This is a genomic window from Faucicola osloensis, assembly GCF_020041925.1.
Classification (GTDB): Bacteria; Pseudomonadota; Gammaproteobacteria; order Pseudomonadales; family Moraxellaceae; genus Faucicola; species Faucicola osloensis_D.
In genome coordinates, this window is sequence record NZ_CP083409.1 from 1759994 (window position 1) to 1784144 (window position 24151).

Here is a 24151-nt window from a genome sequence, read left to right on the forward strand (position 1 = left end):
ATGTCTGCGTATGTGGTATTTACCCGTGAGCAAACTACAGATGCTGAGGAGCTGGCGCAATATGCACAAAAAGCGCCGCTTGCTCGTGAAGGTCGTGAGCTAACACCCTTGGCTTTTTATGGTCAATTAGAAGTGCTTGAAGGCAATGAAATTGAAGGCGCTGTTATTCTACGCTTTCCTGATATGGCAGCCGCGCGAGACTGGTATAACAGTCCCGTCTATCAAGAAGCCTTACAACATCGTCTAAAAGGGGCAAATTATCGTGCCTTTATTATTGAAGGTGTTGAAGACGCTATTTAAAAAAAGCATTTTAAGAAAAAGCACTGCTATCAGATGTGCTAACCTACAAATTAGTACATGACTGATAAACATTGTTATCAAATTAATGTCATAGCAGCCCAGTCATACATAATGACTGGGCTGCTATGACAATTTTTGCAGCTATCATTGTCGTGAAGCCAAGATAGTAAAACTAAGATAGTGATATTAAGCCAGCAAAGCTAACTTTTAAGACTTTCCACTTTTTAATAAAAACGCCGTCGCTTTTAAGGCTTCATGTAATGGTGTTTTATCTTTTTGCAGCTTACTTAATAACGCCGCACCCACCCACATTTGGTAAGTCACTTGGGCTACCGTCAAGGCATCAGTATCTGCTTGGATAGATCCATCTTGCTTGCCCAAAACGATGACCTCAGCAATCCGCTGGATTACCTTATCGACGCCATCGGACATAATAGCGCGCATATCTTCAGATAGGTCAGCGACTTCTGCAGCAAGTTTTACAATTAAACAGCTATCTGCCCAACTACATGGCGCATCAGGATCTTCAATCCATAAGTTAAAATACCCGATGAGTTTTTGATAAGCGGATTGGTCGCTACGCCAGAGTTCATCTAAACGGCGTTGGTAATTATCTACATAATACTGTACCAACTCACAGCCGAAAGACTCTTTAGATTTAAAGTAATGATAAAATGAACCTTTAGGGATCTCGCAGCTTTGTAAAATTTCTTGTAATCCCACACCACTAAAACCTTTACGCAAAATCAGGTCAGAACTGGTGTTAAGAATGTGTAAGCGTTTTGCTTCAGACTTCTTGATAGGGGCAGGCTCCATAGTTATTGTACACGCTATTATAAAAAATAGACCAGTCGTATTGTTTTTATTATAACTTATCTACAATGAATGTAAAGAAATTTTCATTGAAGGTGTTAACTATTAACCACAACAATTCAATATAAAACAAGTATTTATATAAAACTAGATAAGGATTGGATGATTGATTCAGACAGTCGAGACCACGTAACAGTCAAAACCGAATGATATGAGTACGGATTTAAAAGTATAGCTTTAAAATAGGGATTGATGCTAATTGCTATTTGATTATTACAATCCAAAAAATAAAAAACCACTGAGGATTAATGCACCTAAGTGGTTGTTTTATATGGTGGGCCCACACAGACTTGAACTGTGGACCAAAGGATTATGAGTCCTCTGCTCTAACCAACTGAGCTATAGGCCCGAAAGGGTAGTATCACAAATATTGCTAAGCAAATTTGTCAAAACTAGGCTGATTATAATACCTTAAAAAATTATTTTTGCAATGTGGAAATGGATAATTTTATGCAAAACGCTGATTAAATCAGCATAAACTTGTCTCATAGAATACGCCTTATTTGTCTTGTGTCACCGCAATCATCACACCCATATATTTATTGTCATTGCGTGACAGCGTCTGACTATACAATGCCGAGGCGCTACCGCCATCCAAAAACAACGCATTGTCACAGCCCAATTGCGATTTGAACAAATCGGCAAACTCATAAAAACTGACAGACGTGTCGCTTATCACAAATTTGACGCGGCTAGGATTGCGACCACACACGCCAACACCATTGCGGTACTTTCTCGAGCTACTATTGGCATCAAATGCCGAATGGATGTTGCCATCGATGACCAGCATGGGTCCAGATTGGGTAGCGAAGGTCGGTTTTGCCCCGTTTGCCAGTTTTTTTACCATGCTTTGACTTTCAGTGATATGAAAACCTTGGCGGTCTTGCCAAAATACCCCATTGGGCATTAGGTGAAAGTTACCACCGCCCTGCTTGAGATTTAGGGCTCGGATTTGCTTGCCATTGATGACCGTGTACCCAATCGGCGCAAAGTTGCCATCGTACATCCCTGCATTCATCGCAAATAACAAGGTTTTGGCAGGTTGCTCACTTGCCAAATAATCGCGCAGGGCAGTAAAGGTCAGTAATAATGGTTGGCTCGTGGACGAGGGATTTTGCCACTGTAGTGAAAAATTCGCCGCGTTTTTAGCATCAAGCTCGCAGATACTATAGTCGAACGGCTGGCTTTTTCGCTGACAATCTGGCACGGCTTTGACAGTAAACTGACGTGCCAAACCGATACTTGCCACCAATAATAGCGCCAAGCATAGGCTGACAACAGCCGCTTGTGTTTTTGTGATATTTAAGAGCGTCATACCATTGAGAGAAAATTTAAGCTATTGGCTACTATACCATAGTTGCGTATCACAGAATATATCCGCCATTTATTACAAAAAACTTGTTCAACTTGATATTCTAGCAATTTCGACTTAACAGTGATGAATTAAACTAGTTTTTGCCCTCAATATCATTATAATAGGCAACTAAGAACAGCACCCCCGTTTATTCAAATATTCAAATCGCGATTTGACAGAGCCATCGGGTAGGGTAAGGGCTGTTTTTACAGTTTCTCACACTTAAAATCATAATCCCCTTCAATTTTTAAGGAATTTAACATGGCCATTGAACGTACGTTATCAATTATCAAACCTGACGCAGTCGCAGGCAACCACATTGGCGAAATTTACAGCCGTTTTGAAAAAGCAGGCTTAAAAGTTGTGGCAGCAAAAATGTTGCATTTAGACAACGAAAAGGCGGGCGGTTTCTACGCTGAGCACAAAGAGCGTCCATTTTACAATGATTTAGTCTCTTTCATGACTTCAGGTCCAGTGGTAGTATCAGTACTTGAAGGGGAAAACGCAGTGGCTCACCACCGTGAAATCATGGGCGCTACCAACCCAAAAGACGCCGCTGAAGGCACTATCCGTCGTGACTTTGCTAACAGCATTGATGAAAACGCGGTTCACGGTTCAGACTCAACCACATCTGCAGCCCGTGAAATCAGCTATTTTTTCAATGACAATGAAGTTTGTCCACGTACGCGTTAATCCTAATATGACAAAAAACGGCTTAAATTTTAAGCCGTTTTTTTACTGCCTATCATTCGGCTGAGCTATCATTAAAAAGTAGCAATGCAAAAATAAGGATGCAAAATCAATATTAATAGTTTTGTTAAGGAAACTAAAGAAACTTAATTTAACAATTCATAACAAAGAGCCCATAGAGCACAGGCGTAAATCCGCTAAAATAAATTCATCACGACATAAATACAAACTTTGTTGACTACGATATTAATAAGACAAAATCAAAAAGAAAAAATAAAATAAAAAACGATAAAAATAAAAAAGCCATAATTTGGCATTATGGCTAACATCAGTAAAACAAAGAAGAAGAAAGAAACAATAAAAATAAAAACAAGTAGTGCATTACCCACTCCCATCAAGTTCCCCACTTGATGGGTTTATTTTTATATTATATAACGTTATATAATAAAATACCATAGCAATTTACTAGGATTTATCAATTTTTTTAGACGTTATACGGGAAATCTCGATTGACACCCAATTTTTAATTCAAGTAGCGAATTCAAGCATTGATAATAACTGGTTATGCCAAGTTTTTATTCAAAGTCGTTATTCGAATGCTATTCAAAGTCGTTATGCAAAGTTTTTATTCTAAGCTGTTATTCAAAGCTGTTATTCAAAGCTGTTATTTAAGGCAGCCTAACTACTTGTAAATCATACTTTAACCGTTAAAATAGAGTCCATTAAAACAGTCAATGTTATCATAGACACCACTAAACCAAACACAATAGCTTCCAAAATCACGACAGCAAGATAAAAAAATAGGATTAACCATGATAAGAATCGGTCAGGGTATTGACGTTCATGCCTTTGTCAACGACGGCACAGAAAACCAATTTATAACTTTAGGCGGGGTGAAAATTCCCCATACCCACAGTTTGCTTGCGCATTCTGATGGCGATGTGGTGTTGCATGCGTTGTGTGATGCGTTGCTTGGTGCATTGGCACTGGGCGATATTGGGCAGTTTTTCCCAGATACTGATGAGCGGTTTCGCAATATAGATTCGACCATTTTGCTAAACCAAGTGTACCAATTTATCCAATCAAAAGGCTTTGCGCTTATCAATGCCGACATCACCATCATGGCGGAGCGTCCAAAACTATTGCCTTATCGTACCGAGATTCAATCGCGTATTGCCGGTGTCATGGGCTGCGCGGTTGACCAAGTCAGCGTCAAAGCCACCACGACTGAGAAGCTTGGGTTTACCGGTCGTCAAGAAGGGATTATGGTAAGCTGCGTGGTGTTACTTGAACAAGTGACTTCATCAGATTAATGGAATTTGCGGGCGGTTTTGCTGCTGACTTTTTTGGGGTAGGCATCTTGAATGCTTACTTTCGATAACCATTATAGCGTATAATAGCAACCCTCACTCATCATTAGTGAGTCAAATTCTAGCTGTGAAGATAGCGCTCTACTTTAACAAGGGCCTGACAAAGGAATTTCATATGACTGATATGAACCAAACTGACATCGAACAAACCATCCGTGACCAAATCGCTCAACACAGCGTATTGCTTTACATGAAAGGCACGCCACAGTTCCCACAATGCGGCTTTTCTGCGCGTGCGGTGGATGTGCTAACCCAAATTGGTCGCCCATTTGCGTTTGTCAATATTCTTGAAAACCCAGAAATCCGTGCAACTTTGCCACAGATTGCTAACTGGCCAACTTTCCCGCAATTATGGGTGGCAGGTGAGCTGATTGGCGGCAGTGATATCATCTATCAAATGTTCCAAGACGGTGAATTACAACCCCTAATTGAAGCCAATAGCCCAGCGGTTTAGTTTTACTACTAGCGGGTTAAGGTTATTTCTTTTTTTAACGTTTTTGTTGTCATGTATCCATAACCATGTATCAAGTCCTAGCACGCAAATATCGTCCAAAAAACTTCCATGAGCTGCTGGGACAAGAACATGTGTCCAAAGCATTAATCAATGCCATCCATAACCAGCGCTTGCATCATGCGTATCTGTTTACAGGTACGCGCGGCGTCGGCAAAACCACCATTGCCCGTATTTTGGCAAAATGCCTTAACTGTGAGACAGGGGTGACAAGCGAGCCTTGTGGCGTATGTGGTGTATGCCAATCCATCGATAGCGGTCGATTTATTGATTTGATTGAGATTGATGCGGCATCACGTACCAAAGTTGAAGATACCCGTGAATTACTCGACAACGTACCGTATGCACCAACGCAAGGTCGCTACAAAGTCTATCTAATTGATGAAGTGCATATGCTATCGACGCATAGTTTTAATGCGCTACTCAAGACCCTCGAAGAGCCCCCCGCGCATGTGAAGTTTCTGCTTGCGACCACAGACCCACAAAAACTGCCCATTACCATCATCTCGCGTTGTCTGCAATTTGTCCTTAGACCTTTGCCGCAAGTCGCGCTCGCTGAATATCTTGGTACGATTCTTAACAAAGAGCAAATCAGCTACGAGCCTGATGCCTTATGGCAGCTATCGAGCAGTGCCAAAGGCTCCGTGCGTGATGCGTTGTCACTCACTGATCAAGCCATTGCGTTTGGCAATGGCAATGTCACAGATGAAGTGATTCGCCAGATGCTTGGCTTAATTGACCAAGCCGATGTCATCGCTATCCTTACCAATATTTACCAGCAAAATACTCAGCAATTGACGCAGGCTATTCAGCTTCTGCGTGAGCAGGTGGTGGATGCCAAAGCCGTATTTGACAGGTTGGCTGAGACGCTACATCAATTAGCAATTTTGCAGGCTTTGCCAAATTTTGATTTGCAAATCAATCGCCAGCAAAGCGAGCAATTGCAACAACTGGCTCAGCAGTTACCCGCAGAGCTATTACAGCTATATTATGACATTGTGGTAAAAAGCCGTGAAAACTTGGCATTAGCCAATACGCCGATGCAAGCGCTCGAGATGTGTTTGCTACGCTTGATGGCGTTCAAGCCACTGCATCGTAATCAAATCCCGCTTCGTCCGCCAATCGCTAGTAACCCTGACTCTCAAAGTCCTGATTCTCAAATTGTTGACACAACGCCTAGCGAATTAATGCAAGGTACAAAGTCTTCAGTGATGGCTGAAGATAGCGTACAAGTAACTGTCGCTGATGACTCAAATTATTCACATCAGGCAGCGAATAATCAGGTAACTGATAATAGCGCATTTTTTGGCGATGCAGCACAGTCTCAGTCATCAGCCTCGCTACCGTCTGACAATAACATTGATGCAGAGCGAGTGCCACACTCGCAGAATGATGACAACTTATCGGATGACAATCTGCTCAAATCTGCGTCAAACATTGAAGAAAGCATTCAACAAGGCACTGAACAACAGGCATTTGATGATAGCCATTTAATATCTATCGATGAAGCCGCGTTCAATACCACCACACAGCAAACGCCCACCATAGAAGACGATGCCAATCGCTTATCTGACGTGCAACCCAGTGACAGTCATCATGAAACTAGCGTGCATGGTATTGTTACCGCATCTGATATTGTTACCGCACCTGTCATGGTTACACAGGATAGCAACCCGATAAAACAAAATGAGCCAGCGCCAGTCGCCGTAGCTACCAATGTTAATGTAAATGCTGACAATTCCCAACATATTAGGGTGGCAGAAGGTAGTGATATTACTGATATATCGCCACTGGCATTGCTCAAACCCACTGATGTACCACTTGAAGGCGAGTGGACGCCTGCCAAATGGGATTATTGGGTGTTTAATGCCCGTGAACAAGGCTGGCTCGATGATGATGAATTAGTGCTTGCCAAACGCGGGGTTATGACGGGGAAGATTCATGGGATTAGCCAATTTGTCACTGAACAAAGCTTTTTGACCCATACCGCAACTTTTGATAATTTTTGCCAAAAACTTCGACAGCTTTTTGAGGGGATTGATATTCGTTTGGCGGAGTCGGCAAGTAATTTTCAAGCGCTAGAGCAATTAAAACCAGAAGCATTACAAGAAGCCCGCGAAAAACTAGCGTTACAACAAGCTACCCACCAGCTTGAACAACAAGCAGTTACGCAGGCGCTGTTGCAGCAACACGCCTCAATTAGCTGTGTTAAGTTAATTCAATAAGTCAATTTAATTTATATAAATTCTAGTTTTCAATTTTTTAACAGACGAATAATTGAAGAAAATCAATATTTGTTAAGAAAATCAATAAAATACAATATTAAATAGTTGAAAAAATATTAATAATTTTAGTTAATAAATCCCGATGTCGTTTAATTTATCTTGCTAATAACGTATAATACATCAGCTTTTAAAAGTGACTTTGATTAAGTGATAAAATTGGGTGAAATATGCTTGATAATTTAAGAGGCATGGCGGTTTTTGCAAGTGTTGTACGTCATGCTTCATTTAGTGGTGCTGCAAAAGAACTGGGCATAACAACAAGTGCGGTTAGTCAACAAATCCGCTCGTTAGAAAACGATATGGGTGTGGTGTTATTGCATCGCTCAACTCGTAAGTTAAGCTTAACAGAAGCAGGTACTAGTTTCTATGAGAGTGCCAAAGATGTGGTTGCGGCAGCCGAACAAGGTCGTATCCGTGTCAATCAATTACGCGATGAGTTAGCAGGGAACTTGCGCATTGCAACCACACCAGAATTGGGTGTGAATCATATTTTACCGGCGCTGTCGACTTGGATTTCGGCGCATGATGATTTAACCATCCATTTTGAAGCGGATAATCAGTACGTTGACTTGATTGAAGAGCGTATCGATATCGCCCTTCGGATGTCACCAAACCTTAATGACAGTAGTTTATCGGCGTTTCCTTTGACTGAGATACGTCAGTTGCTGGTGGCTTCACCGCATTTTTTACGTCAAAATGAAAAATTGACCGAGCCAAAAGATTTGGCCAAACTCAATATGATTGGCATTAGTCTTGTCAAAGACCCCAATCAAGTCGATATGGTGAATGTGGAAACAGGTAAAAAATCACGCGTGCGTATGCCAACACGTATTCAAACCAACAACATTATGCTTGCCACGACCCTTGCCAAAGAAGGGCATGGCGTTGCCCGTATTATGTCACTTGATATCCAAAAAGAATTGGCAAATGGCGATTTGGTGGAAGTATTGCCAGGTTACCAATTACCAAGTTATATGCTGTATGCGGTAACACCCCGGCATGAACAACAACCTGCGAAGGTGACGCGCTGTCTTGAAGTGTTGACCAAGTATTTTGCTAAAGTTTAGCGGTTGGACTGTCAGTAGTACCAATAATTAGTAGCAATAAACAGTTAAATAAAAAACAGTGTCATAAAAAGCGAATAGTGAAGGCTATTCGCTTTTTTATTGAGGCTGATAGCCGCTAAGGTTGTCTGTCAGGCGGCGCTTGGGTGACGCCATAGCGAGCGAGATGTTGATGCAGGATGCGACGCAACTCCAAAATCGCCTGCGGGCTAGTATGAACATTGTGACGACCGGTAAGCACTTTTTCAGATTCCACGCCTTCTAAATGCGAGCTGTTGTACGGCACAATACCATCAGAGACACGGTCGGTTGCGCCATATTTCACCGATTCTAAGAGTTGCTTTTTCTCATCTAGGCTTTGTTTGGCTTGCGCCAGACTCGTGGTGTTATACAGCTTGGTCTCTGTGGCGGGTTTCACGGTCGTGGTTGTATTGTCATTTTTTAAAGATGTTATGGATGCCGATACATCATCAGTAGTACTATTGGCTGCCTTAGCGGTAAGCTGATTGAGCGCATTGGACAAATCCTTATCATCAGTGGCGATGATGTTATTGACGGCAACATTGGGCGCGATGGTGACATCTGCCGTTAATTGGTTAAAGTAAGAGCGGCTGCTCAACTGGCTGGCGCCATTTTCCAAAAATAGCTGTGCCAGCGGATTGCTTGAAACCACGCCTTCAGTAAATAGGGAGTTTAAATTGCCATACACGGTGTGGATAAATCCTGCCGGTAGTGAGATGATACGGCGCAAACTGCGAGTAAACCAGCGATCGGCATAATCGGTACCGCGAAATGGCGAAGAGATAAAAATCGCGCGATCGACTTGCGGCAGGGCTTGAAGTTTGAAGCGGTCACTGAGCGTTTTATTTTGCGCATGACGGACAAATGCCGCGTAGCCTGCTGAAAAATTATTCATCTGTGAGTAATTGGCAACCAGCGATTCGACTTTGGGCGTTAAGTCATCATTTGATACCAACAAACGCCCAATCACCCCACCCATACTATGACCAATCAGCACCGCATGTTGACTGGCAACGTCCTGCTGCTTAGGATCGACAATTTTAAAAGTGCGTTCAATCAAGTCATAAATTTGGTGGCGGTTTTCTAGCATCGGGATATTGGTGGGATAAAAAATCTGCCAAACTTGGAAGTTTTCGCGAAGTTTTGGGTCATTAAAAATGTCATTGGTCAGTCCAATCCAAGTTTCAGGACTCGATGCCAACCCATGCATCATGATAATCACGCGTTTATTAGGATTGTAAGGCTCAAGCATAAATAAATGCGGCTGGGTTTGCTGATACGGCGAGGAAAACATACTAAAATAACTGATATTGCCTAGGCGATTGTCCTGTGACCACAAGCCGTAGGCTGCCGAAAAATTCGCCGATAGCGCAAAATCTTTGTTGAGAATAGAGACACTTTTAAACTGATAGGGATTATAAATATTAAGCGAAAAATCGGTGGTTTTTTGCAACTCATCAATGCTATTGCCTTTGGGCACCAACACCGCGGTCATAGGCAAATGCCCTGATTGGTGGATACGTTCTTCTAACGGTGTATCATTGGCATAGTGTTGCAACAAGTCAATAATCACCGCCCTATTGATGCGACTATTGAGTAGCGCCACATAATTGATACCAAAGCCATCGCGGCGACTGATGGTATTAAATTTTGATAAATTAATCTGGTAGCTTGAAATCAGTTTCATCGATGCCGATTTGTCAGTAAACGGCTGTCCATTGATACTGACACGCAGGTTGTTGCGAGTGATTTGATAATTTTCTGCCATTTTTTGATGATACAAGCGATCACCTAACGCATCGATGGCAGCGTAATACAAGTCCTGAATTTGGGTATCGCGTTGTTTTGGCAGATAATACAATTGTGACGGTTGTTGATTGACGACGGTTGGATTGAGGATATCATACATCAAATAAATGTAAGAAAACCGAATCGATTGCAGCATATCGTCTTGAAAGGCGATAGTACAAGAAATTTCATCGGGTTTGGGCGCTACAATGTCGGTCTTGCCAACCAAATTTTTGGCATAGTCTGTGGCCAAATCTTTTGGCGGATTGGTACAAGTTTTGGCTTGCTGGCGCTGCTGGGCAGAGGCGTAAAACAGCTCACTAATTGCGCCATAAATCCCTTTATCGGAATTAAGATCCGCTTGCTTGAGCGTCACTACACAGGCAGGCATATTTGCCAAGCATTTTTCTTCATCTAAACCTGCCTGCACTAAACGGCTTTTGGTGTCAGAACTCAAGCGGCTGCCTGATAACACGCTGACGCGCTGATCCATGATGGCTCTTGCAGTATCGCGGCTACCGATTTTGGTGGTGGCGCAGCCAGTAAGGGTGATGATAGTAACCAATGTCGTCGCCGTGATGAGAGACTTTTGACAAAATCTAGTAGATTGGTTTGTTAGCGGCATGATGATTTACTCGGCTAAAATAGCGCAAAAAAGAATAGAGCAACGATAGATAGCACAAAAAAATGTAGCGCAAAAAATCTGCCTATCACTGAATGATAGGCTGAAAAAAATCACCATGGTAAAATTCAACTATAATGGTGAATTAGCATGGTGACTTAGCAGTGATATTAAACCACGGCTAGGGTATGAACGCAAAAAATTATTGAACGACTTTTGCAGGGATATCCCAAATGTAGTATTTACCGCTATTGACGATGCGTAATTGCTCATCGATATATGGATTGTTTGGGTTTTTGGCTTTAAATTCCGTTAACCGTTGAATGGCGCGGTCTTTTTTGTCATCCAATAAATCTGCTTGCGCCAAACTTTGCGTAGCTTCTAGATAGCCCATTTTTTCGGCTTTTTCTAAGTATTTGGCACCTTCTTTAAAACCGCCACCTTCAGCGAGCATTGCGCCATATAAGAAGTTGGCTTCTGCCGTGTCATTGAGCCTCACGGCACGGGCGATATAATTGCCTGCACGCACGGCATAATCAGAACCTAAATCCAGATTGCGACCCATCGCATTGAGTTTTGCTGCACGCAGTAGCACCTCATAAGAGGCATTTGGATTTTGTGCGTAGGTCTCAATCCATGCGGTCAAGGATTTGAGTCGCTCAGTGGTATTGTAGCGCTCAGTACGGCTCGAAAAAACAGGGGGATAGTGGCGTGCCATTGGGGTAGCATAGGTAATAAAATCGTCTAACACGCTGACATCTAACTGTGTACTGTTATCCGTGGTTCGTGGAATCAAAACGGTTTTTACTGTTGAGATATTACTAAGCGTTAAAGTCGGCAGTGGGATATTGGCAAGATTTTGCGCTGAAATATCCGTGCCTACCAATTGTACGCTGTTGGTAGATGGATACATCACGTTGGCAACCGTTGGGGCGGTCAAAACAGGCACTATCACTGAACCTGTATTTGAGGTGGCTGACGGGGGTGTCATTTGCGGGGTAGTATTCTTCACGCTATTACTGACCCTATCAGCCGATTTTTCGGTTGATTTGTTGGTAGTTTTGGCTTTGGTGACCGTGGTTTTTTTAGTGGCTGTTGTCTGAGTAGCGGGTTTTGCCGTGGTGGTTTTGGTGGTGGTGGTCTTGGTCGTTGTTTTTGCGGTTGCCGTTGCAGCCATCGCTACAGTGGCATTGGTTGCCATCAAAATAGCTAAGGTGTAGGTTAGGGGTTTTACCATATGAGTCATTGAAATTTCCTTAAAAAATTGGGTGGGATTAATTGCATAAATCAATCAGCTTATCCCATAGTAACAATGTAAAGCAATAATCTAAAAATACTATCAAAAAATAATAAAGTTATTGTTATATTTTTACGCGAAAACAGCGCGCTTAAGCAAGATTATAGCAATAAACACGCTAGCAAACGATTGAGGCTGTCAGCCATGCCCAGTTAAACACGCTCGGCTAAACATGCTCGGCTAAACATGCTCGGTTAAATATGATACGCCACCGTTTTCATGCAGTTAGCCAAAAAACGCATCGTGGTTTTGATGGGTAGTGGCAATGGGCTGGCACCTGATTCGACTGCTTTATCACGGTGATGTAATTCTTCTTTATCCATTTGGCTTAAAATCTCAGCACTGCGTTTATCCTGTACAGGCAGCTTGCCAAGATGGCTGTGCAAATGCTCGCTGACTTGGGTTTCCGTCTCTGCAACAAACCCCAAACTAAACTCATCAGAAATCAATCCCGCTACCGCACCCATGCCAAACGATAGCCCATACCAAAGCGGACTAAAAATACTGGGATGGCTACCCAATTCATTTAACCGTGTCTCACACCATACCAAATGGTCAATCTCCTCTAGCGCAGATTGATGCATGGCTTTTTTGACCGTTGCTTGCTTAGCGGTAAATGCTTGACCATGATACAGTCCTTGCGCGCACACTTCGCCCGTGTGATTGATACGCATGAGACCTGCGACATGACGCGCTTCTTCCACGGACAGTTTTGGCACATCGGGGCTAGAGACAGGCAATGGGCGGGTGCTAAGATTGCTGTTTGGAATAAACGAGCGAATCGCCCGATCAAAGAAGACAATATTGCGGTCTAGCTTACTGAGTGATAGGTTGTTTTGTGCTGGTTCAATCGACATAGGCGCTCTGTTCAAAGTGTTTCCAATCGCTATTATGCGCAGAATATGGCGTTAATTCTACTCAATATCACAACTTTTGACTAGCAAATCTATATAGCTGATGGGCAATTTGGCTATTTTATAAAAAGCCCGTGAGAGGCTAGGCAATCACGGGATGTTGTAATAACGATATATTATACCGGTGGTAATTGTGAACGGTAAGCTTCTGCAAAGTTATGACCCGTTAAGGCTTCAGTCGCTTTGACCGTGACATAGCTACCTGGGGCATCGCCATAGGTCGGGATTTCTTTACCTTGGCTATTTTGACCGACGACACGGGCATTGATTTCGTTGCCCTCAAATGGTTTGATCCAGTCATGCCATCTTGTCCACCAGGTGTCTTTAACATAGGTGGCGTCTTTGTGCCATTGGTCAGCGTCCGCAGTGTAGTTATCATTGGTGTAGTAACCATATTTACTACCTGGCGGGTTCATAATACCTGCAATATGACCTGATTCCCCTAACACAAACACTTTTTCACCGCCAAATACTTGCGTGCCTGGGTAACAGCTTTTCCATTTTGCGATATGGTCTTGCAAAGTTGCGACCATAAACACGGGAATTTTGACTTTTGATAAGTCAATTTTCACGCCGTCAATTTCAACCCCGCCCGGTTTACGCAGTAAGTTGTTGATATAGAACTCACGCAGTAGAAAATGGTGCAGCGCAGCGGTCACGTTGGTACAGTCTGAATTCCAGTATAACAAGTCAAAAGGTACAGGGCGTTCGCCTTTGAGGTAGTTTTGTACGTAGTAGTTCCAGTATAGGCTATTCTCACGCAGTAGGCTAAATGACACGCCCATCATTCGTCCATCAAACACGCCTTTGTCGGCGTTCTGCTTGTCAATCGCCGCAACGATTTTATCGTCGATAAATACGCCGATATCACCTGGATCTGAGAAGTCAATAATAGTCGCCCAAAGTGTCGCACTGGCAATGCGGCTTTCTTGTTTAGTCGCGGCAAGATAGCCTAACGTCAATGCGGTCAACATACCCCCAATACAATAACCTGTGATATTGATGGTTTTTTCACCCGTGATGGCTTCAATTTGATCCATCGCCGCAAGCACACCGTCTTTCATGTAAGTGCTCATGCCAACATTTTTGTACTCAGGGGTCGGGTTCGCCCAAGAGATGACATAAACCGTATGACCTTCGTTGACTGCCCAATGCACAAACGAGTTGTTCTCACGTAAGTCCATGATGTAGAATTTGTTGATCCAAGGTGGCACCATGAGCAACGGACGTTGTTTTACTTTTTCGGTTGAAGGGTCATACTGGATGAGCTGCATCATGTGGTTTTCAAATACCACTTTTCCTTTTGAGGTGGCGATGTTGTCACCTACCCGAAACGCACTCTGGTCAGTCATACGGATATTGAGTGTATCAGCGCTATTACCCATGTCCTCAGCTAACTGCTTCATACCTTGAACCAGATTTTGCCCCCGACTTTCGATGGTCAAACGGAGTACTTCTGGGTTGGTCATTAAGAAGTTGGTTGGGGCTACTGCATTGATCCATTGGCGGGTAAAAAAAGCCAAGCGTTGACGGGTTTTTTCATCAATGCCTTCAACGCCATCAATCGCATCCATCATGGCTTGGGTGGTTAATAAATAATACTGTTTTAGGAAGTTAAAAATAGGATTGTCTTCCCATTCTTCATCACTAAACCGTTTGTCGCCTTTTTCAGGGCTTGCCACCGGGTCGATTTTTTTACCGGCAAATTGTTGTAGCGTGTTTTGCCACAAGTGCATTTGGTCTTTGAACAACTGCAATTGGTCTTCAACCATCGTGCCTGGGTGATTGGTCACCATTTGACCCATTTTACGCCAGCCATCCATTAAGTCCATCATGATGGAGGTATTGGTGTACTGCGGCGCTTGGTTGGCACGCATCGATTGCTGTGCAATCTGTTGGCTCAGTTTGGTCATATTGCCAAAAAATTCGCTATAGAATTCACCGACCGCAGGATTGTAAGGCGGAATACTAGAGGCCATGTGAGCAAACGGATTGGTTTTGTTCAAAAAATCCAGCGGATTTTGCGGCAGATTAAAGGCGTTGGTTCCGAAGTTGTTAAAAGGATTGCTATCAAAACCAAATGCATTATTGCCAAAGGGAAAATTGGCAAATGGCGTGTAGCCAAAAGCATTGGTAGTGGTATTCTCTGCGCCTTGGGTGTTGGAAGTATTGTTATTTGAAGCATTGTCGCTTGAGAACTGGGCGTTCGTTCCTTGATATTGGGTGTCTTTATTGTCTGCCATGATAAGTCCCGTTATTATGCTGTGCCTTGATAAGAATTCGCTGTGAATATGCATGCTTACTTAAAAATATGGTGGATTAGGCATCTGTCTAATCCACCATTTTTATAGATTCATAAGCCGCCATTCATCTATCAGGTAAAACATAAATAGCTATTTATAAATGATACAGTTTTAAGAATGACTACGATGCATCAAACTAATTATTTTGCCGCAGGGGTTGTTTTTGCTGCAGGTTTTACCGCTTCACTATTTTGTGTTTGTGCTACATCATTAGCGGTGCGAGTTGCCGCAGCAGTCACGTTAGTCGCAGCTTTGTTCATGTTTTGGGTGGTTTGTTTAACCGCTTCTGACATTTGGTTGGCCGCTTTGTGCATGTTTTCGTTTACTTTGCGGTTAAAGTCTTCTGCCGTTTTTGATGCGTTGCTAGCAGCGCTTTGCATGGCATCTTGCATGCTTGATGCATTTTGGCTATAGATTTCATTCATCGCTGACATGACTTCATTACGGATTTCATTGCCAAGCTCAGTCAAACGCTGTGCATCTGACAACATTTTTTGACCCAATTGGTTAAGCAGTTCAGTTTGTTTTTGGTTGAAGCTTGAAGCCGCTTCCGGAGAGTCAACAGAAGAAACATTGCGAAGTTGCTCAAGACCCATTTCTGAGTAATGACGCATTGTTTCTAAAGAAAAGTCAGTCATTTTTTCCGCATTTCGTAACATCGCTTGGTTGAAGCGTGACCATGGTGCGTACATTTGACGTGAACCATCTTTCATTTTATCCATAAAATCGTTGTTCATAATTGACCTCATTAGGCTACCAGAAAAAACAAGAAGGGTATTTTAGAATACCAATTTGCGATACATTTTCTAATCAAAAATATGACTAAAATGAATGCGATAAGATTTAAGCATAGTCTATTTGCTTGATATTACAATATCATGAAAAATGGCTAAATTAAACCTTGCGAGGAGCTTAAAAGTAAAAAACAATCGCTATTTATGTTAATATTTGTAATAGTATAATCAACTAGACAGTAAGAGCAGATAACCGATAAAAATCGGTTATATCTTACCATTTATCCTAAAATAGTTGACAGGTTTGTCACTTTTAATTATTGGTTTCTATCGTAATTGCATGCTCAAATGATAAAGCTAATTCAAGTTGCTCATCGGTCAATATGACATAAATTTGTTTGTCATCGTCTGAGTTGATTCGTAAAATCGGAACGTCAATACGGCCATCGATATTTTTATCCGCATCCAAACTAAAACCTAAAAAATCGAGTTGTTCGACAATCATCCGACGGATAATCGCTGACTGTTCACCTATTCCTGCGGTAAAGATAAGCGCATCACAGCCTTTCATACTAACCATCAGGCTTGCGATTTCTTTGGCGGCATGCGTGGCAAAATACGCTAGTGCAAATTTGGCGCGTGGGTCATCGCTAGCGAGCAAATCACGCACGTCATTGCTAATTTCAGATAAACCAAGCAAGCCCGACTCTTTATATAGGCATTGGTTCATTTGCTCGAGCGTCCAACCTTGCTCAACCATATATAAAATCACCCCAGAATCCAAATGACCCGGACGGGTGCCCATTGGTACGCCATCTAATCCACTAAAGCCAAAGGTACTGTCTTTTGACTCGCCATTGTCGACCGCGGTGATACTACAGCCACTACCCAAATGCGCGATAATTAAGCGCTTTTTGGCAATCTTTGGGAGATAGGTTTCAAGTTTGCGCATAATCGCCTGATACGATAAACCATGAAAGCCATAACAGCGCACGCCTTGATCGCGCAGCGATTTTGGCAGCGCATAGCTAGACCAAATCTCTGGGCGATGGTAGTGAAAGGCGGTATCAAAGGCAGCAATGTGCACCAGTTTTGTATCAATGGCTTGCAGCGCGTTGACCACAGATAATGCAGGGGGCTGATGTAGCGGACAAATCGGTGATAACTCCACCAAATGCGCCATCACTGTCTCGTTAATCACCACAGGAACATGATAGTGTTTGCCACCATGAACCACGCGGTGGATACAGACAATCTCACGCGCGGGGAAGGCCTGTCTAACACGAGTAAACAAGCTTACCGCGGTATCTGTCAAGGTGTCTTGGGGTTCCCAATCGGCCAAAGATTGGGGCATGGCGTGCCAGACTTTGTTTTTGGTTTTTAGGTTGATATTGACATCAAACAAGGGTGACCACGCAAGGGGGGATGAGTCAACTGCTTTAGTCGTGTCATACGCTGCCATTTTGATAGTTGCTGAACCCACGTTAAAGGTCACCACAATCGGGTGAGTCGAGTCAGTATGCATCATTACAGAATCGTTCATGCTAGTCACCTCAATTAACAATTAACATCAAGCTTATTTACGCTTTTGCGCAACGTAGGCGCCAAGGGCAATGGAATACAGGCGGTCGAGTTCATCATCCGAACGACTGGTCAACACAATCGGCACTTTTGAACCCATGACAATGCCAGCAGCTTTGGCTTCGCCCAAATAAATTAACTGTTTACCTAGCATATTGCCCGCTTCTAAGTCAGGTACTAGTAAAATATCGACATCGCCGGTGACAGGTGAGTGGATATGTTTGATATCCGCAGACTGTTGGCTAATCGCATTGTCAAACGCTAGTGGTCCATCAAGCAAGGCACCGGTGATTTGACCACGGTCTGCCATTTTGCATAACGCCGCGGCATCAATGGTCGATTGCATTTGCGGTTTGACTTCTTCAACCGCTGCCAAGATGGCTACTTTAGGCTGCTCAATGTCCAGCGCGTGCGCAAAATCAATCGCATTTTGCAAAATGTCTTTTTTGGTCAGCAAATCTGGCACCACGTTGAGTGCACAATCGGTCAAGGTCAAAAGCTTGTGATACGTGGGACTTTCCATTAACCACACGTGGCTCATACGACGCTCGGTGCGTAGGTTTTGGGTTTTATCGATCAGGACACCCATTAACTCATCGGTATGCACCGAACCTTTGATGATAAAGTCGGCTTGCTGTTCACGAACCATTTTTGCGGCGATTTCAACTGCGTCATGGCTATGCTCAGCATCCACCAACATAAAGTCTGAAATAGCTAAATTGGCGTCAGTAGCGGCTTTTTCGATTTTGTGTTTTGGACCGACCAAAATCGGGGTGATGATGTGGTGCTGATGTGCTTGAATACAAGATTGCAAAATGATATCGGTAGTAGGGTGCACCACCACGGCAGGGACAGGCGAGACAAAGCGCCCTTGCGCTAAAAGCTGCGAAAGTTTGGTTAACATCGTGTTGCCCTTATGAGTTGACATAAATAACCCTGCGCACTTAGGTTTTGATTAAGCGAGCGCTAAACATTGACATAAACAGTAGTATGAACCCATGACATGACAGCAAGATGAATCGGTTGTTACGGTGTGTTTGCCGCGCTGCTTAATTTATTAGCTTAGCTTAACTTAACTTAACTTATCTTAATTTGATTTGGCTTCACTTGGCTTAACCAAACCAAAGCTAGCCTGCGTCAACTAAGCTTGGTAATACCGGCACCGATAATTTTACTGATGCCACCTGTTTGCGGCACTACTTGGATTTGACTACTGATTCTATCTTTCAGCGCTTGAATATGGGAAATCACGCCAATTAGCTTGCCCGATTGCTGTAGGTTGGTTAGGGTGTCGAGCGCTACATCGAGTGCTTCTTCATCGAGCGTACCAAAGCCTTCATCCAAAAACAGCGAATCTACTTGCATGCGGTGACTGGCCATATTTGACAGTCCCAATGCAAGCGACAAGCTAATAATAAAACTCTCACCGCCTGATAGATTTTTACTGGTGCGGATTTGCCCGCCTTGGTAATTGTCCATCACGTTGAGCATCAAGGGCTGCTCGCTATCAGCTATCAGCAAATAACGGTCGCTCATTTTTTTGAGCTGCTCATTGGCATGGGCAACCATGATATTAAAGGTCAAGCCTTGGGCAAAGTTACGAAATTTTTTGCCATCGCTTGAACCAATCAACTGATGCAATACCTTCCATTCTTCGGTATGGTTGCGCTGTTGGTTGATGGCATCTAATAGTTGCTGTTGGTTTTGTTTAAGGGCTTCATTGGCTGCTAGCTGCTGTTCAACGGCGCCCAATTGTTTTTGCTGCTCGCTAAATTGCTGTTGCAATTGCCCAAGCGCATCGAGCAATTGTTCAAGTGACAGCGCAGTTTGGGGATGATCGAGTAACTGCTGCTGTATGCGTTTGGCTTCAGACAGTAGGTTATGATTGCGCTGCTGGCTATCATGGAGTTGACTGGCAAGCTGTTGTAAGCGTTCTCGCTCGGTATCAACCAAAACCGCAGCGCGATAATCGGCGTCATCTACAAAACCCAATGTCGCAAAACGCTGCTGAATATCGGCTTGTAGCGTTTGCTGGGCAGTTTTTAGTTGGGTGGTGCTAGTGGTCAAAGATGCGATCTGTTGTTGCAAAATCTGCAGCTGACTTAGCTGCTCATGAAAGGCGGTTTGGCTGGCTTGATAGTCCTGCAAAGCCTGATTTTTTGCTTGGATTAACGCGTGAGAGACGATGTCTACCGCTTGTTCGCCAAACAAGGCGTATCGCTGCGCCTGTAGCTCGCTAATTTCTTGCGCCAATGCTTGCTGTCGCTGACGGACTTGGCGTTGATTTTGGGTTAGATGTTGCTGGTCTGCCACCAATCGGGTGAGCGCTTGCTCAATCCCTGTGATGGTGTCATTGATATGGCTAAGCTTAGTTTCTAATCCTTGATAGCGCTGTAAAAGTTGCGCAAGGGTATCGATATGCTGATTTAATTGGGCATTCGCATCCTGTGTGGTAGCAAAACTAAAAGTGCGTTCGCGCGTTGCAAACGGCATCAGTAACGTGTCAATGCGCTGCATTACTTGATGTTGTTTCTCGGCGATAACCAATTGCTGGGCATCAATATCGCGGATTCTGTCTTGGCGATGTTGCTGCTGATTTTGTAACACGGTGTGTTGCTGCAAAACATCATGGTATTGCTCGCTTAATGTGGCTAATCGCTGCTGGGTTTGCTGCTGCTCGGATTGTACGGCTTCGATTTGCGTCAGTGAATCTTGCAGCGCTGCCAAAGACTGCTGATTGTTGGTTTGTTCAGCCTTGATTATCGTCGCCAATGTTTGAAGGGCTTGGCGGTCTATATCGTCATCGGTGCTAGGGGCTGCAGCGAGCGGCAATGCTTCAATTGCCTGTTGTACGGGCTTAGCATGTATAAGGTGTTGGCTGGCAAGCTGTAATTGATTTAATAAGCGTTGGTTGTGTGCCTGTAGGTGCTGCAAATGCTCATTGAGCTGTTGCTGGTTATTTGTGAGCGCATGCTCTTCAAGCAATAACTGCTGTAATTGGCGATTGATGTCATCAAGCCGTTGTTTGGCAATCGCTAATTGTTGCTCTGTATCATCAGGTGTGTAGGGCTGATGGGTGGCGAAAGGATGCGCGGCTGAGCCACACAGCGGGCAAGGTTCGCCGTGGCGTAATTTATCGCGCTCCTCGGTCAAATCTTGAATTTTTGCCAATAAAATCAAGTTGCGGTTTAACAATTCGGCAGTCTGCTCGGCGGCTTGTTGCTGCTGCTCGCTAGTTAGTCGTTGGTTAGCAATCTGAGCCAATTGAGTTTGACCATCGGCTAACTGCTGCACAAATTGCTGATAGTGTTGCAGGTTGGTTTGCCAAGTCTGCACATCGCTTTGCATGGCGGAAAGCTGCTGGTCAGTTTGCCAATAAGTTTCAACCAGCTGGCGCAATGCTGCCGCTGATTGCCCTTGTGTCAGATGATGTAAGTGACTGGTTTGGCTGTCTAAGTTTTGTCGATGCTCAGAGATTTGTGATTGCAACTGCGTGAGATGTGATTGCAGCGCGCTGGCTTGCTGCTCATTGTGCTGAAAATCACCTTGTAACTGCTGCTGCTGGCTGACTAAAGCCTGCGCTTGTTCACTGAGTGCTTGGCTAGTTTCTTGTAGCTGGGTGAGGGAGGCCAATGTTTGAGGCAAGGTTGTTGCATGGGGGATTTGCTGCTGCGCTTGGGTAAGCTGTTCACGCTCTACTTGCTGGCTAACAAGCTGCTGCTGCTGCCTATCAATGCTTTGGGTATTATGCGCCAATTGCTCACCAAGCTGTGACAACTGCTGCGCAATCTCTTGGGCGTACTGATTTTTTTGCCCAAGGGTAGTGTCAAGCTTGCGCACTTGGTTTAATAACGGTTGGGCTTGTTGCCAGTTAGTTTCGGTTTGCTGGGCTTGTGCTTGACGCTCATCTTGGTTTTTTTGAGCAAGTTGGCAATTGCGTTCGGCGGTGGGTAGCTGGTGTTGATAACTGGCAAGCTCACTGAGCTGTGTGCTCAACAAATCGCGCTGATAATCAAGTTTTTTAATATCACCCGACACTTCAAGGGCTTTTAGTGCGCGCTGTAGTTGGATTTTTTGTGGGGCAAATTGGCTTTCTTGCTCGGCAAGGTCGCGTGCTTCCTGCTCAAGCTTATGGATTTGGCGCGTATATGCGTCAAGGTTTTGTCGCCATAGCTTATCAGACTCAATTTTAGTCATGGCGGTTTTGGTTTCATTGACGATGTCCACTAGAGCGTTTTTTTGTGAGGTTAGGCTTTGTACTTGTTCATCAGATAACACCGTCATGCCCGATAAGCGATCGGTGAGGGTCTTAAGTTCAGCGTCTGATTGGGTTTTAAACTCATGTACTTTTCTTGAGATATCGCCATAGATTTCGGTGCCAGTGATTTCTTCGAGCAGGTTGGAGCGCTCATCGCTATTGGCTTGCAAAAAAGCGGCGAAACTGCCTTGCGCCAGTAGCATGGCGCGGGTAAAACGGTCAAAATCCATGCCGGTGAATTCAGCGACCAGTTTTCTAGTTTTTCTGGTTTGGGTTTCAAGCGGTGGTAACTTTGTAGCATCATCGGTAAAAGGGGCGATTTCGTGCGTCGGCGATTGCAAATTGCCTTCAGGGTTTTTTCTGGCGCGCTTTTGTAGCCAAGTACAGCGATAACTGCCATTTTTGGTGGCAAAAATTACTTCGCTTAGACATTCGCCGGTATGGCGTGACATGAGATCATTTTTGCTTTGGGTAATCTCGCCCAAGCGTGGCGTCGCACCGTATAAGGCAAGACAAATGGCATCTAAAATGGTGCTTTTACCCGCACCTGTCGAACCTGTGATGGCAAAAATACCTTCATCGGCATACGCGGCATGACGAAAGTCAATTTCCCATTCGCCTTGCAATGAATTAAGGTTTTGAAAGCGTAGCTTTAAGATTCTCATTGCTGCCCCCCTTGCAAGCTTTCAAGCACTTCAGTATATCTCGACCATAACATGGGTTTTTGCTCTTCCATCACTTGATGGGCAATTAGACAGCGTTCAAATACTTGTGTTGGGTTTAACTCTTCAAGTGATTCATCCATGCGCTGGCTTTGCATCACCTGATCGCGTTTTTGTTGATTTTTGATGCGTAGTACTTCAAGCCTAGAGTCTTTAACCAGTTCTGCAATTTTTTCTGATAAATCACCCACGACTTCTTGCCCGTCATATACCACTTCGAGCCAAACCGATTGTTGGGATTTTTTTAGGCTGTGTAAGCTGGTTTTGATGGTTTGCCAATCCCCTTTGAGCGTTTGTATGGATTGGAATACAGGGACAGGCAGTGATTGCAGGAGGGTAGTATCGTTAAGCTTGGCTACATTGTAAGGCTGCACACTCATTTGCCCACTTAGATGAGCACTGGGTGTATCATATCCTGCTTTATGGCTCGCTTGTGCATCAACTTCTGCGTTAATCCCAGCCTCTGCATTTATCGCGCCAAGCATGGATGATTCAGGCAACTCTTCATCGGCAAATAAATCCATCGACGTATGGCTCACCCTTTTGCGTTTTTTGATAGGGGTTGGCGCAGAGACAAGCGGTTTTTTTTTGAATGGTTAAAGTCTGTAATGGCTGAGACAGTAAGTCAGGATTGGCATCAAATCGCAGCAAATGCACTTGTTTTTGCTGGCGACTTTCACCAAAGCCCATGGCAATGGGTGAACCAGCGTAACGGATGTGTGGTTGTCCGCCAACCGCTTGCGGGATATGCAAATGCCCAAGCGCCACATAGTCAATCTGTGGGTGAAAAATCTCAGCACCGATACTACCAAGTGAGCCGACATACAAATCACGCACCCCATCGCCTTCCATCGTTTGCCCGCCCACAGTAAATAAGTGTCCCGTTGCCACAATCGGAATGCTACGCTTATATTTGGCTTTGAGCTGCGCTTGTTGCGCAATGGCAATATCGGCAATCTGTGCATAATGGGCTTTGATACCTTGGGCAAGTTTGCGTTCTTTATCATCAAGGCGTTCGCCATGCCCGACGGTGCGCACATCACGGTCACGCAAGTAAGGCACTGCCATGACAATGAGCTCAGCTTGCCCTGCTTTATCTGATAACGTAATCACTTCATCAGTCGGCGTATCTGTCATACTACCGATGATATGGATGTTAAAGGATTTGAGTAGCTGTTTGGGCGCCTCCAAAAAACTGGCTGAATCATGGTTGCCCGCTACGATAATCACATGGCGGCAATCGGTATCGCAAACTTGACTTAAAAAATCATAATATAAATTTTGCGCTTGGTTACTGGGTGCGGTGGTATCAAAAATATCCCCTGCAATTAATAGCACATCGACTTTTTGCTCACGCAGCGTCTGTAACTGCCAGTCTAAAAACTGCTTAAATTCATCGTAGCGTGGCTTACCATAAAGCCTACGCCCCAAATGCCAATCTGATGTATGTAATAAAGTGAGCAT

At 44.0% G+C, this 24151-nt stretch carries 18 protein-coding genes and 1 tRNA gene; 6 read left to right on the top strand and 13 right to left on the bottom strand.

Annotation, left to right across the window (positions count from 1 at the left end):
- Window positions 1–300: a DUF1330 domain-containing protein gene (locus LAJ61_RS07775; RefSeq protein WP_007116445.1), complete on the top strand. Its 300-nt coding sequence runs from the start codon at window positions 1–3 to the stop codon at window positions 298–300.
- Window positions 301–507: 207 nt separating this feature from the next.
- Here LAJ61_RS07775 and LAJ61_RS07780 read toward each other — a convergent pair whose 3' ends face one another.
- The 3 genes from LAJ61_RS07780 to LAJ61_RS07790 all read right to left on the bottom strand — a co-directional run bounded on the left by LAJ61_RS07780 (window position 508) and on the right by LAJ61_RS07790 (window position 2488).
- Window positions 508–1116 carry a TetR/AcrR family transcriptional regulator gene (locus LAJ61_RS07780; protein ID WP_224053461.1) on the bottom strand — a complete coding sequence of 203 codons (609 nt, stop codon included), beginning with the start codon at window positions 1114–1116 and terminating at the stop codon, window positions 508–510.
- A 329-nt stretch (window positions 1117–1445) separates the two neighbouring features.
- Window positions 1446–1522, bottom strand: a tRNA-Ile gene (locus tag LAJ61_RS07785).
- Window positions 1523–1672: 150 nt separating this feature from the next.
- On the bottom strand, window positions 1673–2488 hold the full coding sequence (locus LAJ61_RS07790) for a phosphodiester glycosidase family protein (RefSeq protein WP_224053462.1): 816 nt from the start codon (window positions 2486–2488) through the stop codon (window positions 1673–1675).
- Between the two features lie 300 nt (window positions 2489–2788).
- Here LAJ61_RS07790 and ndk point away from each other — a divergent pair, with 300 nt between their 5' ends.
- From ndk to LAJ61_RS07815, 5 genes are all read left to right on the top strand, one after another.
- A complete protein-coding gene (ndk, locus tag LAJ61_RS07795; RefSeq protein ID WP_050323952.1) occupies window positions 2789–3220 on the top strand; it encodes a nucleoside-diphosphate kinase in 432 nt (143 codons plus the stop codon).
- Between the two features lie 809 nt (window positions 3221–4029).
- Window positions 4030–4530 (top strand): 2-C-methyl-D-erythritol 2,4-cyclodiphosphate synthase, encoded by a 501-nt coding sequence (ispF, locus tag LAJ61_RS07800; RefSeq protein ID WP_224053463.1) that lies wholly within the window; start codon window positions 4030–4032, stop codon window positions 4528–4530.
- Window positions 4531–4702: 172 nt separating this feature from the next.
- Complete coding sequence (grxD, locus tag LAJ61_RS07805; protein WP_007116440.1) at window positions 4703–5041, top strand: Grx4 family monothiol glutaredoxin; 339 nt, start codon at window positions 4703–4705, stop codon at window positions 5039–5041.
- Window positions 5042–5106: 65 nt separating this feature from the next.
- Window positions 5107–7323, top strand: a complete 2217-nt coding sequence (dnaX, locus tag LAJ61_RS07810) for a DNA polymerase III subunit gamma/tau (protein ID WP_224053464.1) — start codon at window positions 5107–5109, stop codon at window positions 7321–7323.
- 227 nt (window positions 7324–7550) lie between these two features.
- Window positions 7551–8450 carry a LysR family transcriptional regulator gene (locus LAJ61_RS07815; protein ID WP_101964706.1) on the top strand — a complete coding sequence of 300 codons (900 nt, stop codon included), beginning with the start codon at window positions 7551–7553 and terminating at the stop codon, window positions 8448–8450.
- Between the two features lie 115 nt (window positions 8451–8565).
- Here the strand turns inward: LAJ61_RS07815 and LAJ61_RS07820 are convergent, their stop codons facing one another.
- The 10 genes from LAJ61_RS07820 to sbcD form a co-directional block, all read right to left on the bottom strand.
- On the bottom strand, window positions 8566–10881 hold the full coding sequence (locus LAJ61_RS07820) for an esterase/lipase family protein (RefSeq protein ID WP_224053465.1): 2316 nt from the start codon (window positions 10879–10881) through the stop codon (window positions 8566–8568).
- A gap of 199 nt (window positions 10882–11080) precedes the next feature.
- Window positions 11081–12124 (bottom strand): tetratricopeptide repeat protein, encoded by a 1044-nt coding sequence (locus LAJ61_RS07825; protein WP_224053466.1) that lies wholly within the window; start codon window positions 12122–12124, stop codon window positions 11081–11083.
- A gap of 245 nt (window positions 12125–12369) precedes the next feature.
- On the bottom strand, window positions 12370–13032 hold the full coding sequence (coq7, locus tag LAJ61_RS07830) for a 2-polyprenyl-3-methyl-6-methoxy-1,4-benzoquinone monooxygenase (RefSeq protein WP_135888392.1): 663 nt from the start codon (window positions 13030–13032) through the stop codon (window positions 12370–12372).
- A 173-nt stretch (window positions 13033–13205) separates the two neighbouring features.
- A complete protein-coding gene (gene phaC / locus LAJ61_RS07835) occupies window positions 13206–15332 on the bottom strand; it encodes a class I poly(R)-hydroxyalkanoic acid synthase (RefSeq protein WP_224053467.1) in 2127 nt (708 codons plus the stop codon).
- Between the two features lie 200 nt (window positions 15333–15532).
- On the bottom strand, window positions 15533–16129 hold the full coding sequence (locus LAJ61_RS07840; protein ID WP_159675955.1) for a phasin family protein: 597 nt from the start codon (window positions 16127–16129) through the stop codon (window positions 15533–15535).
- Between the two features lie 310 nt (window positions 16130–16439).
- The gene (locus LAJ61_RS07845) at window positions 16440–17669 is read right to left on the bottom strand and encodes an acetate/propionate family kinase (protein WP_224053468.1); all 1230 of its coding nucleotides are present in this window, start codon (window positions 17667–17669) and stop codon (window positions 16440–16442) included.
- A 33-nt stretch (window positions 17670–17702) separates the two neighbouring features.
- Window positions 17703–18611: a bifunctional enoyl-CoA hydratase/phosphate acetyltransferase gene (locus LAJ61_RS07850; RefSeq protein ID WP_224053469.1), complete on the bottom strand. Its 909-nt coding sequence runs from the start codon at window positions 18609–18611 to the stop codon at window positions 17703–17705.
- 233 nt (window positions 18612–18844) lie between these two features.
- On the bottom strand, window positions 18845–22630 hold the full coding sequence (locus LAJ61_RS07855; RefSeq protein ID WP_224053470.1) for an AAA family ATPase: 3786 nt from the start codon (window positions 22628–22630) through the stop codon (window positions 18845–18847).
- Complete coding sequence (locus tag LAJ61_RS07860; protein WP_224053471.1) at window positions 22627–23226, bottom strand: exonuclease SbcCD subunit D C-terminal domain-containing protein; 600 nt, start codon at window positions 23224–23226, stop codon at window positions 22627–22629. The genes LAJ61_RS07855 and LAJ61_RS07860 overlap by 4 nt, the downstream gene beginning before the upstream one ends.
- Window positions 23192–24151, bottom strand: coding sequence for an exonuclease subunit SbcD (sbcD, locus tag LAJ61_RS07865; protein ID WP_224053472.1), 960 nt, complete (start codon window positions 24149–24151; stop codon window positions 23192–23194). The genes LAJ61_RS07860 and sbcD overlap by 35 nt, the downstream gene beginning before the upstream one ends.